This window comes from Chloroflexota bacterium, from assembly GCA_020850535.1.
Taxonomy (GTDB): Bacteria; Chloroflexota; UBA6077; order UBA6077; family JACCZL01; genus JADZEM01.
Genome location: JADZEM010000057.1, coordinates 1 through 16,550 on the forward strand (window position 1 = coordinate 1; position 16,550 = coordinate 16,550).

Here is a 16,550-nt window from a genome sequence, read left to right on the forward strand (position 1 = left end):
GCCTACCATCCTGCAGTCGCTGCGCGACGCTCCAGTCGCACCAGTGCCGGCCGTTCCCGACGGCCGTCGCGCAGCGACGGCGTGACGGTAGGCGGGGACTTCAGTCCCCGACCGCCCGTTCCATGATGCTTCGGGGACACCAATGAACATGCAATCGCCCTGCAGGGCAAGCGCATGACGACCGCGTCGTGCAGCTTCCGTCGCCCTGCGCCGCCGCGCGACCATGCAGCCCGCCTGTACGCTCGCTGTCGGCAGCCGGTCAGGAGGCCAGCACCGGTTCTCTTGCTGCCGTCTCTCGCGGCTCGCCGGGCGGCTCGGGAGGCAGGCACGGCAGCTCCAGCGTGAACGTCGCTCCCTGACCCGGGGCGCTCTCCACCGAGATCGTGCCGTGGTGCTCCTCGGCGATCCATCGGGCAATCGCCAGCCCGAGTCCGGCGCCCTCGCCAGACCGCGTCCCCGGCGCGCGGTAGAACCGCTCGAAGATGCGCGCCTGCTCGGATGGCGGGATGCCCGGCCCCTGGTCACGGACCCGCACGACGGCCATCGCCGCGGCGTCGGCCATCGCCGCGGCGTCGGGCAGCGTTCGCTGCTCCAGCCCGGCCGTCAGCACAACCTGACCGCCTGTCGGCGTATGTTTGACGGCGTTGTCCAGCAGGATCAGCAGCACCTGCCTGAGACGGTCGGCGTGGCCCTGCACGAGCAGCCCCTCCGGCAGCGCCCGGGCCTCAACCTGGACGTCGTCGCGCAGGAGGCGGGCGGCGCGCGCCGCCTCGCGGGCCACCTCGGTCAGATCGACCGCCCGCAGCGTCAGGTGCTGGCCGGCGTCAGCCTGGGCCAGCAGCAGCAGATCGGCCAGCAGCCGCCCCATCCGCTCGGCTTCGGCGCTGACGTCGTCGAGGATCAGCGACTCGGTGGCGTCAGGCTGGCCGGCGTCCGCGACGATCTGCCGGAGCAGGTCGATGTTGCCGCGCAAAGTCGCCAGGGGGGTCCGCAGCTCATGGCTGGCGTCGGCCACGAAACGGCGCTGCGCCACCAGCGCCGATGCGACCTGATCATGGGCAGCCTGAAGCTCGTCCAGCATGCGGTTAAAAGCCGTCGCCAGCCGCCCGATCTCGTCCTGGCGCGTCCCGGCCACCGGCACGCGCTGCCCGAAGTCGCGCGCCGCGCCGATGGCGTCAGCCGTCGAGGCCAGCCGGTCGATCGGGTGCAGGGCCGTGCGCGCCAGCACCCAGCCGGCTGCCAGCGCCACCACGATGCCGACCGATCCGACGACGGCCACCGTCGTCTGAAGGGTCCGCAGGGTGTAGTCAAAGACGGCCAGCGGCTGCGCGAGCTGCAACACCAGCAGGAACGGCGGCTCGCCAGCCTGCCGCGTGACCAACAGGGGCATGACGAAGAGCCGCAGCCGTTGGCCTTCCGCCGCCACGTCCCCCAGCCACTCGGTGCCAGCGCGGGCGGCGGCCAGGGCGTCCGCCGGCAGTGGCAGCGTGTCTATGCCGAGGTTCTCGGAGCGGGCCTCGACCTCCCCATCCACGTTGGCGACCTGCACGAACGTGCTGGTCCCGCCGAAGCGGCGGAGCAGCGGCACGACCAACTCAGGTGGCCCCATCGAGGTGGAGAGCTCTGGTGGCGGAAAGCCGGGCGGTCCAGGAAGCCCCGGCCCGAACTGGCCGCCGCTCCCGGTGCCAGCCCGGGGCAACGGCGGCCCGAACGGCCCCGCTGGCGCCCCAGGCTTCACCGCGGCGTTGGGCTGGCCGGGACCGATCTGGCCGGGACCGATCTGGCCGGGACCGGGCGGCCCTGCCAGGTCGCCAGGGCTGCCCGGCGGCGGGGGCGGCAGCGGCCCGGGCAGCCGCCGCGACTCGCGGTAGAACCAGGCGCTCACGTCGTCGGTGTAGAGGCGCGCCTGCTCCCGCAGCGAGTCGTCGATCTGCCGCTGCAGCCCTTGCACCAGGATGGCGTAGACGGCAGCCACGCCAGCGCCGCCCACCAGCAGCAGGATGAGCGTCGCCAGCAACGTGAGGCGGAGTCGCAGGCTCATCGGTCAGCGCGCGTCGTCCGCGGCGTCGGTCTGGCGCAGGACGTACCCGCCGCGCGGCACCGTCTGGACCAGCCGGGCGCCCCCGCTCGATTCCAGCTCCTGGCGCAGCCGCCGCAGCGTCACGTGGACGAGGTTGGCGTCGCCCAGGTACGGGTAGCCCCAGACGGCCTCCAGCAGCGTGCGCGGCTCGAGCATCTTGCCGGGGTGCCGCAGGAAATAGGCGAGCAGCTCGAACTCCTTGTTGCGGAGCGTCAGCCGTCGCCCGGCTCGGGTCGCCTCGCGCGCGTCCTGATCCAGCAGCACGTCGGCGAAGCTCAGAAGGCCGCGCTTGCTCTCGGCGACGGCCAGCGCCCGCCCGCGCAGCAAGGCTCGCAGCCGGGCCAGCAGCTCCTGCAACGCGAACGGCTTCGCCAGATAGTCGTCTGCGCCGGCGTCCAGCCCCTCAACCCGGTCGTCCAGGCCCTCGCGGGCGGTCAGCATCAGGATCGGGATGCCGCTGCTGGCGCGCAGCCGCCGCGCAACCTCCAGGCCGCTGATCCCGGGGAGCATCACATCCAGCAGCACCAGATCGGGCGGCTGCTGCTCGGCGCAGGTCAACGCCTGCTCGCCGTCCTCGGCCACCACGATGCGGTAGCCGGCGTAGGTGAGGGCACGGTCGAGGAAGGCTGCCATACGGCGGTCATCCTCGACGACCAGGATGGCCGGCGCGGTGGCATCGGGCTCGGAGCGGGGCTGAGACGTGGTCATCGCCATCGCTTCAGTATAGGCGTGCCCGCGCCCGACGGTATCAGGCCCGTGCTGACATGCTGCTGAAATCGTGCGTTGCCGTGTGTCTGCCTCGATGGCGTCGTTGGCGCGGAGCGCCCGGGTTGGGACGGGGCGGCTCGCCGGCCTACACTCTCCACCCGGGCGCGAGCACGTTCCACTCCTGCGCCCTCTGGGAGGAGCTATGCCGCTGGACCCACAGGCTCGTGCCTATCTGGACGCTGGCGCCGTTCTCGGCCTCAAAGCGCCCCGCGACAGCACCCCTGAAGAGGCGCGGGCAGGCGCACTGAAGCGCCGCCACCACTTCGGTATCCCGCCGATCCCCGTCGCGAAGGTCGAAGATCGCGCCGTGCCCGGCCCGGCCGGCGAGATCCCGATCCAGATCTACACCCCCGAGGCTGCCGGACCGCTCCCGGTGCTGGTCTACTACCACGGCGGTGGCTGGGTCTCGGGCTGCATCGAGACGCACGAGAACGCCTGTCGCGCCCTGGCGAACCTGACCCCCTGCGTGGTGGTCTCCGTCGAGTACCGCCGCGCGCCCGAGACGAAGTTCCCCGGGCCGCTGGAGGACTGCTACGCCGCGACCTCCTGGGTCTCGGAGCACGCGTCGGAGATCGGGGCGGACGCGGCGCGACTGGCCGTCGGCGGCGACAGCGCCGGCGGCAACCTGGCGGCCGCCGTGGCCCTGCTGGCCCGCGAGCGCGGCGGCCCGACGGTCGCCTACCAGTTGCTGATCTACCCCGTCACGGACTGCAACTTTGAGACGGTCTCCTATCGGGAGGCCGCCGAAGGGTACGGCCTGACCCAGGACTCCATGCGCTACTTCTGGGAGATGTACACGCCGGACGAGGCCGACGCCGCGAACCCACTGGCCTCGGTGCTGCGGGCCGACCTGTCAGGGCTGCCGCCGGCCCATCTCCTCACCGCCGAGTACGATCCGCTGCGCGACGAGGGCGACGCCTACGCCGCGAAGCTCAAGGCGGCCGGCGTTGAGGTCGACCACGTCACCTATCCGGGCCAGATCCACGGCTTCTTCAACGTCGGCACGATGATGAAGACCGGCGAGGTGGCCGTCGAGCGGGCCGCGAAGGCGATGGCGAAGGCGCTCGCGCCGGCCGGCGTCGCCTGACCGTTCCTGGAGTCCACGAAGCTGCAAGCGCCCCGCCAGAGACGGCGGGGCGCTCGTCTGCCCCGTCCTGGGCCGCGCCGGCCCCGGCGCCGTGCACGGCGAGGGAGCGCGCCAGGACGTGGTACCGTGTGGGGCAGCACCCACGTGGAGCCGATCCACCATGACGCTCACCCTGCGGCCGGCTCACCGGGATGATGCGCACCCGCTCGGACGGATCTGCTACGAGGCGTTCGAGGTCATCGGCCGGGCGCACAACTTCCCGGGCAGCTTCCGGCACGCTGCTGCCGCCGCCGACCTGCTCTTGACGCTCATCGTCCACCCGCGCGTCTACGGCGTGGTGGCCGAGCGCGACGGCGTCATCGTCGGCAGCACCTTCGTGGACGAGCGCTCGACGGTCTACGGCATCGGCCCGGTCACCGTCGATCCGGCCACCCAGAACGACGGCGTTGGCCGAGCGATGGTGCAGCACGTGCTCGACCGCGCTGCCAGCCAGGGCGCGGCCAGCGTGCGGCTGGTGCAGGCGGCCTACCATGCGCGGGCGCTGGCCCTCTACGCCCGCCTCGGATTCCAGGTTCGGGAGGGGCTGGCGGTCATGAACGGCCCGGCCCTCAACCTGGAGCTGCCCGGCCGGGACGTACGCATCGCCACCGAGGACGACGTGCCGGCCTGCAACGCCCTCTGCCGGACCATCCACGGCATCGACCGCGGCGGCGAGCTGCTGGACGCCATCCGTGAGGGCACCGCGCTGGCCGTGGAGACGGACGGACGCGTGACCGGCTACGCTTCGTCGCTGTCGTTCTCGGGCCACGCGGTGGGCGAGACGGCGGACGACATCAAGGCGTTGATCGGGGCCGTGCCGTTCATCCCCAGTCCGGGCATCCTGGTGCCGCTCCGCAGTCCCCTCTTCCAGTGGGCGCTGGCGCGAGGGCTGCGCGTCGGCGTGGTCATGAACCTGATGAGCGTGGGCCTCTACAACGAGCCGTCCGGCTCCTATCTGCCGTCTGTCCTGTACTAAACTGCCAGCAGTTGCTGAAGGGGAAGATGCTTGGCTACTGAGGCGCCACGACCACCGCTCCGCGCCGCCTTGATCGGCTGCGGACACATCTCCAGCCGTCACGTGCCGGCCTGGCAGGCCTCGCCGGACGCCGAGCTGGTTGCCGTCTGCGACCAGGATCGCGCCCGCGCCGAGGCCCGGGCGCGCGAGTTCGGCATCGCGAAGGTCTACGACAGCGTCGAGCAGATGCTGGACACCGAGCCGCTCGACTGCGTAGACATCGCCACCCACGATGTGACCCACACGAGCCTGGTCACGCAGGTTGCGAGCCGTGGGCTGGCCGTGCTCTGCCAGAAGCCGCTCGCCCCGACGCTGGCCGAGGCCCGCGCGATGGTCGAGCTGACGGCCAGGGCGGGCGTCCGCTTCATGGTCATGGAGATGTGGCGGCACCTGAAGCCCGTCCGCGACATGAAGCGCCACCTGGACGCCGGGCTGATTGGCGACGTGTACGCGCTGCGCCTGCTGGCCCCGCCGCGCTTCCTGCGCCGCACCCGCCCCATCGACGATCAGCAGCCGTACCTTGCCGATCTCCCGAAGCTGATGGTCTACGACACCTACATCCACCACATCGACGGCATCCGCTACCTGCTCGGAGACGTGAGCAGCGTCTACGCCCGGATGTCGCACACCAATCCGGCGATTGTGGGCGAAGACCGGCTGTTCCTGATCATGGGGCACGCCAGCGGCGCGACGTCGTCGCTGGATGCCTCGTGGGTCGTGCCGGCCGAGAAGCGGACGAAGCTTGGCCTGGGCGATTTCCTGATCGAGGGAGTAGACGGCGCGCTCCACCTCGATCCGCACGATGCCCAGCTTCGGCACGTCACCTTCGGCGGGACAACGGTGTTGGAACAGTACGAGACGCACCCGGCCGGCGGTGGCGGCCCGATGGGGCAGGCGGCCTTCAACAGCTGCATCGGCGATTTCGCGGCGGGCGTCCGCCACGGCCGGCCGTTTGAGTCGGATGCTGCCGACAACCTCAAGACCCTGGCGATCACCCTCGCTTCCTACGAGAGCGTAGCGCGCGGCACGGCCGTCGCGCCGTCCGACGCCCCCTGATGACGAGGGCCGTGGATCATGGATCGTAGGTCGCGGGGCGCGGAAGCGAACGACCTGACATGCGCTTCAGTTCTCGTCGTAAACACGCAAGCTTCATGTCATGCTGAGCGCAGCGAAGGACCTCACCCGCTGACGCGAGGGTTGACGGTCAGCGGCCGGCAGTCAGCAAGGGTATGTCATCCTGAGGGTATGTCATCCTGAACGAGCGAGCTTGCGAGCGCAGTGAAGGACCTCACCCGCTGACGCGAGAGTTGACGGTCAGCGGGTGAGGTCCTTCGCTGCGCTCAGGATGACAACTGTAACTTGCACGTTTTCACCACGATCCACGATCCACGATCCACGATCCACGATCCACGATCCACGACCCCGGAGTACACCTATGGCAACGCAGCCCCCCTTGCGCGTCGGCCTGATCGGCGCGGGCTTCATCGTCGAGCGACACATCCCGGCCTGGCAGGCGACGCCGGACGCCGAGCTGGTCGCCGTCTGCGACCTCAACCGCGAGCGGGCTGCCGCTCGCGCGGCACAGTACGGCATCCCCGCCGTCTACGACAGCGTCGAGGCGATGCTGGAGGCCGAGAACCTGGACGCCGTCGATATCGCGACGCGGCCGGAGAGCCACAAGGCACTCGCGACGCTGGCGGCTGAGCGCGGCGTCCACGTCCTCTGCCAGAAGCCGCTCGCGGCGACGGTGGGAGAGGCTCGGGAGATCGCCGGCATCTGCGCCCGGGCCGGTGTCCGCTTCATGGTGCTGGAGATGTGGCGGCACGTGCCGGCCTTGAAGGATCTCAAGCGGCAGCTCGACGCTGGCAGCATCGGCGAGGTCCACATGCTGCGGCTGCTCGGGCACCGCCGCCCGATGAACCGCTTTCACCCCGTCAACCCGGACCAGCCGTACTTCGCGGAGATGCCGAAGCTGCTGGTCTACGAGATGATGATTCACTACATCGACGGCATCCGCTTCCTGATGGGCGACGTGGGCAGCGTCTACGCCCGCGTCATGCGTGTCAACCCGATCATCGTGGGGGAGGATCACGCGCTCGTGGTGTTCGGGCACAAGAGCGGCGCGACCTCGTACGTCGATTGCTCGTGGGCCTCCCCCACGGATCGCCAGCCGAAGATGGGCACAGGCGACCTGCTGATTGAGGGACAGGACGGCTCACTGCACCTGGACGTGTACGACGCCGAGCTGCGCCACATCGCCAACGACGGCACGGTGACGGTGCTCGAACGGTATGAGGAGCCGCGAAGTGCCTATCAGGCCGCCTTCAACGGCTGCATCGCCGACTTCGCCGGATCGATCCGCGAAGGGCGGCCGTTCATCTCACCCGGCTCGGACAACATCCGGACGCTGGCAGCGACGCTCGCCGCCTATGAGAGCATCAAGAACAACACGGTCGTCGATCCCGACCTGACGCCCTGAGTACCCACGCCCGTCATCCCGACCGCGGCGAGGAACGAGCGAAGCGGAGGGATCTTCCCGCTTCATCCAACTGCAGTGTGCAGGGGGAAGATCCCTCAGCTCCGTTCGCAAGCTCACTTCGCTCGGGATGACGGTCAGCGGCCAGGGCAATCGCATGTTGATGTCGTCGTGCCGCCGCGTCGGGGCTTGAAAGCCCCGCCTACGATCCTGCAGTCGCTGCGCGACGCCCCGGTCTCACCAGTGCCGGCCGTGCCCGGCGTCCGTCGCGCAGCGACGGTGTGACGGTAGGCGGGGACTTCAGTCCCCGACCGCCCGTTCCATGATGCTTCGGGAACACCAGCGAACATGCAATTGCCCAGGGTCAGCGGCGGAGGCTCACTTCGCTCGGGATGACGGTGAGTAGCGTACGCTCGCTGCGAATAGGATGCCTCCCTCTCCCGCGCACAGGGAGAGGGATGTCGATGCAGTCGATAGTTGCGCCGCGCAGCGGTCGGGGGGTGAGGGCTTTCCCGGAGCCGAGGGGCTGAGGGGCTTCTCCCCGGTGAGCGTCGCCGTTCGTCAGGCCGGCGGGATGTTCTGGTTCAACTGGAAGACGTTCGTCGGGTCGTACTGGCGCTTGACGGCCGCCAGCCGCGCGTAGTTCGGCCCGTACGCCGCCCGAATCCGCGCCGTCCCGTCCTGGCCCGGCTCCAGGTAGTTCACGTACACACCACCTGAGGCGAACGGCTGCATCGCCTGCCAGACATCGCGCGCCCACTGGATGTGCTGCTCAGACTCCGCCACGTCCGTCCAGCGCGAGATGATCAGCAGGTTGTAGTCCCAGTCACGGTGGCTGAACGCCGTCTCCTCGGGGCCGACCCGCCGGTACGCCCCGCCGAACTGCTCCAGCACCACCGCTGAGAGCGGCGACGGCACCGCCGCCACCTGGGCGACGATCGCGTCGATGGCCTCATCCGAGAGCGCTTTGAGGAACTCGGACTTCCAGTAGTTCTGCAGGCCGAACGGGAAGCCCTCGTCGAGGAGGGTCTGCTGCTGCTCGTAGGCCATCGGCCCGACGAGGTCGGCCAGGGGTGCGGAGCCCTCACGCAGCGGCTTCAGGAGCGCCTCACCCTGGGCAGGATCGCCGTTGTAGCAGACGATCAACGCCACCACCTTGGCCCCCTCGGGCGAGGTCATCAGCGCGGCGAACGCGGTCATCGCGTCCGGGGCCGTCGCGTTGAAGTCGCGGTACGCCGTCAGGATCTCCTTCGCCCGCTCGAACGGGTAGACCAGCATGCCGCCGAGGATCGGGCCGACCGGGTACAACTGGTACTCGAACGAGGTCACGATGCCGAAGTTGCCGCCGCCGCCCTTGAGCGCCCAGAACAGATCCGGGTTGCTGTCCTGGCTGGCCGTCACCAGCATGCCGTCCGCCAGCACCACGTCCGCCGAGAGCAGGTTGTCGCAGGCCAGCCCGTAGCCGCGCCCGAGCCAGCCGAAGCCGCCGCCCAGCGTCAGCCCGGCAATGCCCGTCGAAGAGACTGCGCCGCCGGTGGTCGCCAGCCCATGCGTCTGCGTCTCACGGTCGAACTCGCGCCAGGTCAGGCCGGCCTGGGCGCGGACCGTGCGCGCGGCCGGATCGACGCGGATCCCCTTCATCAGGGTCAGGTCGATCATCAGGCCGCCCTCGCAGACGGCGTTCCCCGCGACGTTGTGGCCGCCGCCGCGCACGCTCATCACCAGATCGTGCTGGCGGGCGAAGCGCACTGCCTTGACGACGTCTCCCGTGGCTGTACACCGCGCGATCAACCCGGGCCGCCGGTCGATCATCGCGTTGAAGGTGTGGCGGGCCTCCTCGTAGCCGGCGTCGCCGGCGGCCAGCAGCGGGCCGCCCAGGCTGGCCCGGAACGCCGCAATCGCCCCCTCGTCAATCGATCCGATGCCGCCAGATGTGAGCTGTGCCGTCATGGTCCCTCCCTAACGCCAGCGACGGATCACCGTCAGCACTGCTGGTCCCCGCCGAAACATAGCACCCGCCTGCAACGGCCGGGCTGGAATGTCTCCGCGACGCGCACGCAGGTTGTGTCGCAGTGGAGCGGCCATCCGGATCCCCCGTCCGCGGGAGCTTCCTTCGAGTACGGCCCCGTTTGCACGCACCATGATGCAGCGGCGTGGCGGCGGGCAGGTGTGACCGGCGTAACAGCCAAACTGTTCCGCGAAGGACGACGATCGCCAGGGCCAGACCGCGTTCAGGCCGAGCGTGGCGGCTCCGGCGGCAGTTCGAGCAGGCGGACGTGCAACGGCAGCCCGGTCACGTCGTAGAGCGCCCGGTCGATAGCGGTCCGGAAGCGCCGTGACAGCACCGCTTGCACGTAGGCGGACGGCACGCCCACCGTCAGCCAGCCGCCGCTCTGGTACAGCCCGACAGTGCCCCGGAGGAACGCGCGAAGTTGGCCTCGTTGACCATGCCCCGCAGCTCGCGGAGGGCAGCCGTCCAGAGCGCATGCGCGTGCAGACTGGCCGTCGTTCGTTCGGCGGCCGCGGCCGGTTGGCGGACTGGTTGGCGGGCCGTCGCGCGCTCGCTGGCGGCGGGTGGTTGGCTGGCGCAGGCTTCCCGGCCGGCAGACGCCAGCCCAGCTGCTCGGGCGCGCAGCCAGGCGCCGCCCGGCCGCCGCACCAGCAGCCCGGCCCCGGCCAGTGCAGCCAGCAAGACCCCCGGTTCGCCGCGCCAGCCGGCGGCCTGCGCGATGGCGCGCGGCGAGCAGCCGGTCAGCGTGCCGGACGGCGCGTGCAGGGCGGCCCAGCGTCGGAGGCGCGCCACGTGCGCGGCGGCACGTGTCGGGTCGTTGCTGCCGAGCAGGACGGCGAGCCGCTGCAGCCGACGTGGGCTGTCACGTGCTTCGTCCAGCTCACCCAACACCGCAACGCCCTCCGGCCTGATGATAGCGCCGGAAGGGTACCCGTCGCGCGGGCAAACGCGCGCACCAGCCGGGCAGGGCGATCGCATGTTCGTTGGCGTTTCCTGAATGTGGTACGACGGGCAGTCGGGGCTTGAAAGCCCCGCCTACAGTCGTTCCGTCGCTGCGCGACGGACGCCGGGAACGGCATCGGCAAGCGAGACCGAGGCGTCGCGAAGCGACTGCAGGATGGTAGGCGGGGCTTTCAAGCCCCGACCACGCTGTACGACGCGCTCATCATGCAATCGCCCTGACCAGCCGGGCGTCAGGCAGGGATCAGGCGTTGAAGGTGACGGCCACCAGCGGACTGTTGGCTTCCCAGGCGGGCAGATCGCTGGCCGGCCGGCCGAGCTTCTCCAGCAGCCGCGCGAGCACCGCACGTCGCTCGTCCGGCTCGGTGATCGGGCGGGCAGTGGCCGGCAGGTCTGCCTGAGCGCTCTCCTTCAAATGGAAGGTGAAGCTCGGGTGCGCCACCATGTTGGCGTACCAGTCCCGCTTGCCGGGCAGGCCGGTGATGTACACCTGCCCGTCGAGGACGTGGTACCACATCTCGACGCGGCGGGCCTCGCCGCTGGTGCGCCCTGTCGTCGTGATGTCGATGACCTTGTCATGGGCAATCGCCTGGCGGGTCCGCTCGTCCATGTGGCCCCCTCAGCCGAGCGCGGTCAGCGACTCGAAGGTCGGTGCGGCGGACACGCCCTCAGCTTCGGCGGAGAGCAGCCGCGTCAGGCGTTGCCCAAGCTGCCCGTACCTGGCACGGTAGTCTTCCTGGGACCGCCGAATGATGTCGTGCGCCTCGGCCCGGCCGTACACATGCGTGATCTCGCTCTTGCGCTGCGTCGTGCCGGGGGCGTCCTTGTAGGTCAAGAAGTAGTGGCGCAGGCGCTCGATCGTGCTGATCGGCACGGACTTCAGATCGTTCATGCCACCGAACACCGCGTCCTGCTGCATCACCGCGATGATCTTGTCGTCCGCCTCGTTCCCGTCCAGCATCCGGAAGCCGCCAATCGGAGTGGCATGCAACAGGAAATCACCGTGGGTAAAATGCTTCTCCGTGAGAACACAGATGTCCAGCGGATCGCCATCGCCCACAATATCCGCGCGGCCGGTGCGCTGGCGTGTGCGCTCGCCGACGCGCTCGGCGCACAGCGTCTGGGGGATCAGGCCGTAGAGCGTCGGGCAGACGTTCGAGTACTTCTGCGGCCGATCGACCTTCAGGATGCCGGTCTCTTTGTCAAGCTCATACTTGACAGTATCCGTCGGCACGATCTCAATATAGACATTGACGACTTCGGGGGCGTCAGGCCCAATAGAGATGCCGTGCCATGGATGGGCGCGGAACATCAGGCCGAGGATGTCTCGCACTGTCGCGCCGTCGTGATCCACCAGATTCACCTCATTGTCCGCTGCAAGTGTACGGGACGGTCCAGCGCCCCCACCAGACAATCCCCGGTGGCATACGTCACGAGTAGACTCACCGCTGAAGCATGCTGATCGGCCGGCCGCCGGCGCCGGACTGCGAACGAGAGCAGAGGTCCATGCCCCAGGATTCGCATACGCCGCGGACAGCGGGTGCGCCGCTGCGCCCGCCGCCGCTCCCATCTGCCCTGACCATCCCCGTCGTGCTGGGAAGTGTGCGCGCCCAGCGTCAGAGTGCGCGTCCGGCGCTGTTGCTGGCGGAGCGCCTGGCTGCGCGGGGCTACGCGGCGCCGCTCCTCGATTTGCGGACGCTGGATCTGCCAGTGTTTGGGCAGCGTGGCGACGCGGATCAGCACGCGGGCGTGCTCGAGCTGCAGCGGGTGGCCGCGCAGGCTGATGCGATGGTCTGGCTGACGCCGGAGTACAACCACAGCTTCACCTCGGCGGTGAAGAACGCCGTCGATTTCCTGCACCGCGAGCTTCGGCGGAAGCCCGTGGCCGTCTGTGGCCTGTCTGGCGGAGGGCTGGGCGGTGCGCGGGCCGTGGAGCAGCTCAAACTGGTGCTGATCGAGCTGCACGCCGTCCCGATCCGTGACTCGGTCTACTTCAGCGACGCGCGTGGCCTGTTTGATGCAAATGGACACCTCCTGCAGCCCGCCTATGTCGCACGTATCGACGATATGCTGGCCGAACTGATCTGGTATGCCCAGGTGCTGACCTGGGGGCGAGACGTGCTCCCGCCACCAGCGAGGAGCAAGGGGTAGTTTGAAGAGGGGTATTTCTCCACATCTGCTGCGAGCATGTGGCGCTGACCGATGTATGGCGTCCCCTCAGCCTCCTGCTCGTCGTTCCCTCTCACGCGTTTCGCGGTCGTTTCGCAGCCGAGACGCCGTTCACTGATGGTGCGATGAAGGCACGCTTCCCTGGTAGCCTCCGGACGCGGTTGTTCCTGCTGATCGCGCTGGCCGTCATGCCGGCCCTGGTGGCACTGATCATCGGCGGGCTGGTGCAACGTCGCCAGTTGTCCGAGACGCAGCAGGCGGAGATTGTGCGCCTCGCGCGGATCATGGCTGGCGGCCACGCCCGTGAGATCGCTCAAGCCCGGATTCTGCTGGTCGGCCTTGCTCAGCACCCGACGGTGCTCGCCGCCGAGTCCGACCCGGCCGCCTGCTCCCGCTTTCTCCAGCGGATCATGGACGAGCATGATCGCTACACCAACCTCGCCGTGGCCCGGCTCGACGGGGAATTCGTCTGCAGCGGCCGACCCTTCACGGGATCGGTGAACGTGGCAGACCGCTTCTACTTTCAGCGTGTCGTCCAGACGGGGCAGTTCGCGGTCGGCGATATCGTCACGGGGCGTGTCTCGGGTCGTCCGGGCTTCCAGACCGGCGCCCCGATGTTCGGGCCGAATGGCGGGATCGTCGCCGTCCTGCATGCAGGCATCGACCTCGACTGGCTCGCCAGTTTCGCTGCCGATGCGAGCCTCCCCAGTGGCGCACGCGTGAGCCTCCTCAGCACGGACGGAACGATCCTCGCCCGCGTGCCAGACCCAGAGCGGCTGACCGGGCAGACCGTCCGCGAGGATACGCTGCGCGAGCACCTCGGTCTGCGGCAGGAGGCATCGGGCTTCAGCCAGGGGGCGGATGGCAGCAGCCAGGTGTTCGCGCTGGCGCCGCTCGGCGCGCAAGGCGGGCCAGTTGGCAGCGCTCAGCCAGTCTGGGTCAGCCTGACAGCGCCAGGCGACACCTCTCTGGCGCAGACCGACACGCTCCTCGTCATTCTGGCCGCCGGGATCGCACTCACCCTGGTGGCCATGAACCTGGCCCTCGGGATCGGCGGCGACATCCTGTTTGTGCGGCCACTTCGTGGGCTGACCTGGACGCTGCAGCGGTTGGCCCACGGCGAGCTGGCCGTGCGGACCGGCATGGCCGCGGGGCAGGGCGAGCTGGCCGTGCTGGCCGGCGCAGTCGATGCCCTGGGGGAGATCGGCCAGCAGCGCGATGGTGAGCGTCGTGCTGCCGCTGCGGCCATCGAGGAGCGCGACTGCCGCTACGAGAGTGAGACCCGGCGGATGCTGCTGCTCCACGAGGCGTCCGCGACGCTCGCCGCCAGCTCTGGCGCGCCCGACGCGATCATCGTCCAGATCCTCAGAAGCACCGTCGGGCTGGTCGGTGCTGACAGTGCCTCGCTGTACCGTTGGGACGCCGAGGCCGGGCTGCTTCGTTGCGTCCGCAACTGGAATGTCCCCGCCCTGGATCTGACGCCCGACGTGCGCCCGGGCGAGGGGATCGTCGGCATCGCGTTCAGCCGCATTGAGCCGCTCGTCGTCGACAGCTACCCGACCTGGCCCCATGCGATGCAGACGGGCATCGCCGGTGGGCTGCGGTCTGGCGTGGCGGTGCCCCTGCGGTACGCCGGGCAGACCATTGGCGTCCTCGGCATTCGGACCTACCGTGCGGATACGCCGCCGTTCACGGAGGCGGACGCCCGGCTGCTGGCCCTGTTCGGGGATCAGGTGGCGGCGGCGCTCGAAGCGGCGCAGTTCTACGCTGGCCTCGCCGCGCAGATCGAGCGGCTGCGCGCCCTCTCTCGCCTGAATCAGGTCATCTCCGTCACGCGCGATCGGGCCGAGGTGCTCCGCGAGATCGCCGAAACGGCCGCCCGGCTGTTCGGCGCGGCCGTGGCGGCATTCTGGACGGTCAACGAATCGACGGGCCGCCTGTACCTGAGCGCGTCGTCCGACGAGCGGCTGGTCTTCCGTCTCTCCCGTGAGGGGCTGGCCATCGGGGAAGGGTTGCCGGGCTGGGTGGCGCAGCACCGGAAGCCGCTGGATGTGCCGAGCGTCTTCGCGGAGGATGCGCCGATCAAAGTGCTCCACACCGGCTGGTGGGAGCAGCATGGCTTGAGCAGCGCGTACCTCCACCCGGTAATGCACGACAACAGCTTGCTGGCCGTGCTCGTGTTGAACGGGAGCGCGCCGTTCCGGTTCAGCGTCGAGGACCGCGATCTCCTGGACAGCTTCCTCGTGCAGGCGACGGTGGCGATCCGCAACAGCACGCTGTACGCCTCGGTGGCTGAGGCGAACCTGGCGCTTGAGCAGGCCGTCGTCCGGGCGAACGAGCTGGCCCTGGCCGCTCAGGAGGCTGACCGGGCCAAGAGCGAGTTCCTGGCCACGATGAGCCACGAGATCCGCACACCGATGAACGGCGTGATCGGCATGACCGAGCTGCTGCTCGACACCCCGCTGGACGAGGAGCAGAAGGATCTGGCGACGACGATCCGCGCGAGCGCCGACGCTCTGCTCGGCATCATCAACGACATTCTCGACTTCTCGAAGATCGAGGCCGGGCGGATGGATGTCGAATCCGTCCCCTGCAACGTCCGGCAGGTCGTCGAGGACGTCGCGGACCTGATCGCTGAGTCGGCGCACCGCAAGGGGCTGGAACTGGTCTCGTTTGTGGACCCGCAGATGCCGGAGCGTCTGACTGGCGATCCCGGCCGCATCCGCCAGATCCTGCTGAACCTGGCGGCAAACGCCGTTAAGTTCACGGACTGGGGCGAGGTCGTGCTGTGGTCCGGCATCACCAGCGAAGACGCGGAGAGCGTGACCATTCGCTTTGAGGTACGGGATACCGGTGTCGGCATCGCACCGGAGGCCCGGCCACGGCTGTTCCAGGCGTTCTCGCAGGCCGACAGCTCCACCACGCGCCGCTACGGCGGGACCGGCCTCGGGCTGGCGATCTCGAAGCGGCTCGTCCAGATGATGGACGGCGAGATCGGGTTTGACAGCACGCCGGGCCAGGGCAGCACGTTCTGGTTCACGGTCCGCCTGCCGCGTGCTGTCGGCTCGGCGATCCGCCGGTTCCCGGACATCCTGCATGGGTTGCGGGCGCTGCTGGTGGTGGAGAATCCGACGCACCGCCTCGCGCTCCAACGGCAGTTGACCAGCTGGGGCGTCCTGGTGGAGGAGATCAGCACCGTCTCGCTGGCGCGGGAGCGGCAGCACGAGGCTGTCGCGGCCGGCACGCCGTTCGACGTCGCGCTGCTGGACGAGATCCTGACGGGCGACGGCAGCGGACGCACGTCACCACGCCTGGACGAGATCATGGCAGCGCTTGAGGCGGACACGCCGTGTATTGTCCTGACGACGCGCGGGACTGTCGCCACCGCCCCATCTGTCGAACGTCTGCGGACTATCACCCTGAGCCGCCCCGTCCGGCAGCGGCAGCTCTTTGCCGCCGTGGCGCGGGCTGTCGGGCGGGCGCGCGTGGCCGAGCCGCGCCCCATGCCCGTGCGCGCCGGGCAGCCTCGCGCCGAAGCCATCGAAGCGTCGCCGCCGCCGCCCGCCGCGACGATCCTGGTGGCCGAGGACAATGCCGTCAACCAGGAGGTCGCACGCCGCCTGTTGGCGCGGCTGGGCTGCACCGCCGATGTGGTGCAGACCGGTGCGGATGCCGTGACGGCGAGTGCGGAGCGTGAGTACGCCGCCATCCTGATGGATTGTCAGATGCCGGGCCTGGATGGCTACGAGGCCACGGCGGCCATCCGCGAGCGTGAGGCTGCCGCCGGCAGGCTCGCTCGGCACACGCCGATCATCGCGCTGACGGCATCGGCGATGCCCGGCGACCGCGAGCGCTGCCTGGCGGCCGGCATGAACGACTACATCTCCAAGCCGATGACCATCGAGCGGCTGGCCGACGTGCTGCGCCGCTGGGTGCCCGGGAAGA

13 protein-coding genes are annotated in these 16,550 nt (G+C 69.6%); 6 read left to right on the forward strand and 7 right to left on the reverse strand.

Going from position 1 to position 16,550, the window contains the following annotated elements; genetic code table 11:
- Positions 1-259 precede the first annotated feature (259 nt).
- Positions 260-2,041, reverse strand: a complete 1,782-nt coding sequence (locus tag IT306_08385; protein ID MCC7368425.1) for a HAMP domain-containing histidine kinase — start codon at positions 2,039-2,041, stop codon at positions 260-262.
- 3 nt (positions 2,042-2,044) lie between these two features.
- Positions 2,045-2,788, reverse strand: coding sequence for a response regulator transcription factor (locus IT306_08390; GenBank protein MCC7368426.1), 744 nt, complete (start codon positions 2,786-2,788; stop codon positions 2,045-2,047).
- A gap of 202 nt (positions 2,789-2,990) precedes the next feature.
- On the opposite strand from IT306_08390, the gene IT306_08395 reads away from it, so the two are divergent.
- The 4 genes from IT306_08395 to IT306_08410 all read left to right on the forward strand — a co-directional run bounded on the left by IT306_08395 (position 2,991) and on the right by IT306_08410 (position 7,468).
- Positions 2,991-3,935: an alpha/beta hydrolase gene (locus IT306_08395; protein ID MCC7368427.1), complete on the forward strand. Its 945-nt coding sequence runs from the start codon at positions 2,991-2,993 to the stop codon at positions 3,933-3,935.
- 160 nt (positions 3,936-4,095) lie between these two features.
- Positions 4,096-4,950: a GNAT family N-acetyltransferase gene (locus IT306_08400; protein MCC7368428.1), complete on the forward strand. Its 855-nt coding sequence runs from the start codon at positions 4,096-4,098 to the stop codon at positions 4,948-4,950.
- Positions 4,951-4,980: 30 nt separating this feature from the next.
- On the forward strand, positions 4,981-6,045 hold the full coding sequence (locus IT306_08405; GenBank protein MCC7368429.1) for a Gfo/Idh/MocA family oxidoreductase: 1,065 nt from the start codon (positions 4,981-4,983) through the stop codon (positions 6,043-6,045).
- Between the two features lie 379 nt (positions 6,046-6,424).
- Positions 6,425-7,468, forward strand: a complete 1,044-nt coding sequence (locus tag IT306_08410) for a Gfo/Idh/MocA family oxidoreductase (protein MCC7368430.1) — start codon at positions 6,425-6,427, stop codon at positions 7,466-7,468.
- Between the two features lie 558 nt (positions 7,469-8,026).
- On the opposite strand, the gene IT306_08415 is transcribed toward IT306_08410, so the two are convergent.
- From IT306_08415 to IT306_08435, 5 genes are all read right to left on the reverse strand, one after another.
- Positions 8,027-9,415: an FAD-binding oxidoreductase gene (locus IT306_08415; protein ID MCC7368431.1), complete on the reverse strand. Its 1,389-nt coding sequence runs from the start codon at positions 9,413-9,415 to the stop codon at positions 8,027-8,029.
- Positions 9,416-9,696: 281 nt separating this feature from the next.
- Entirely contained in the window at positions 9,697-9,834 is a 138-nt protein-coding gene (locus IT306_08420) for a hypothetical protein (GenBank protein ID MCC7368432.1), read from the reverse strand.
- 8 nt (positions 9,835-9,842) lie between these two features.
- Entirely contained in the window at positions 9,843-10,367 is a 525-nt protein-coding gene (locus IT306_08425; GenBank protein ID MCC7368433.1) for a hypothetical protein, read from the reverse strand.
- 313 nt (positions 10,368-10,680) lie between these two features.
- Entirely contained in the window at positions 10,681-11,046 is a 366-nt protein-coding gene (locus IT306_08430) for a nitroreductase family deazaflavin-dependent oxidoreductase (GenBank protein MCC7368434.1), read from the reverse strand.
- A gap of 9 nt (positions 11,047-11,055) precedes the next feature.
- On the reverse strand, positions 11,056-11,748 hold the full coding sequence (locus IT306_08435; protein MCC7368435.1) for an inorganic pyrophosphatase: 693 nt from the start codon (positions 11,746-11,748) through the stop codon (positions 11,056-11,058).
- 194 nt (positions 11,749-11,942) lie between these two features.
- Between IT306_08435 and IT306_08440 the strand changes: the two genes are divergently transcribed.
- Together IT306_08440 and IT306_08445 are read left to right on the forward strand one after the other, a co-directional pair.
- The gene (locus IT306_08440) at positions 11,943-12,587 is read left to right on the forward strand and encodes an NAD(P)H-dependent oxidoreductase (protein ID MCC7368436.1); all 645 of its coding nucleotides are present in this window, start codon (positions 11,943-11,945) and stop codon (positions 12,585-12,587) included.
- Between the two features lie 143 nt (positions 12,588-12,730).
- Positions 12,731-16,550 (forward strand): GAF domain-containing protein (locus IT306_08445; GenBank protein MCC7368437.1); only part of this gene is annotated, 3,820 nt, incomplete at its 3' end.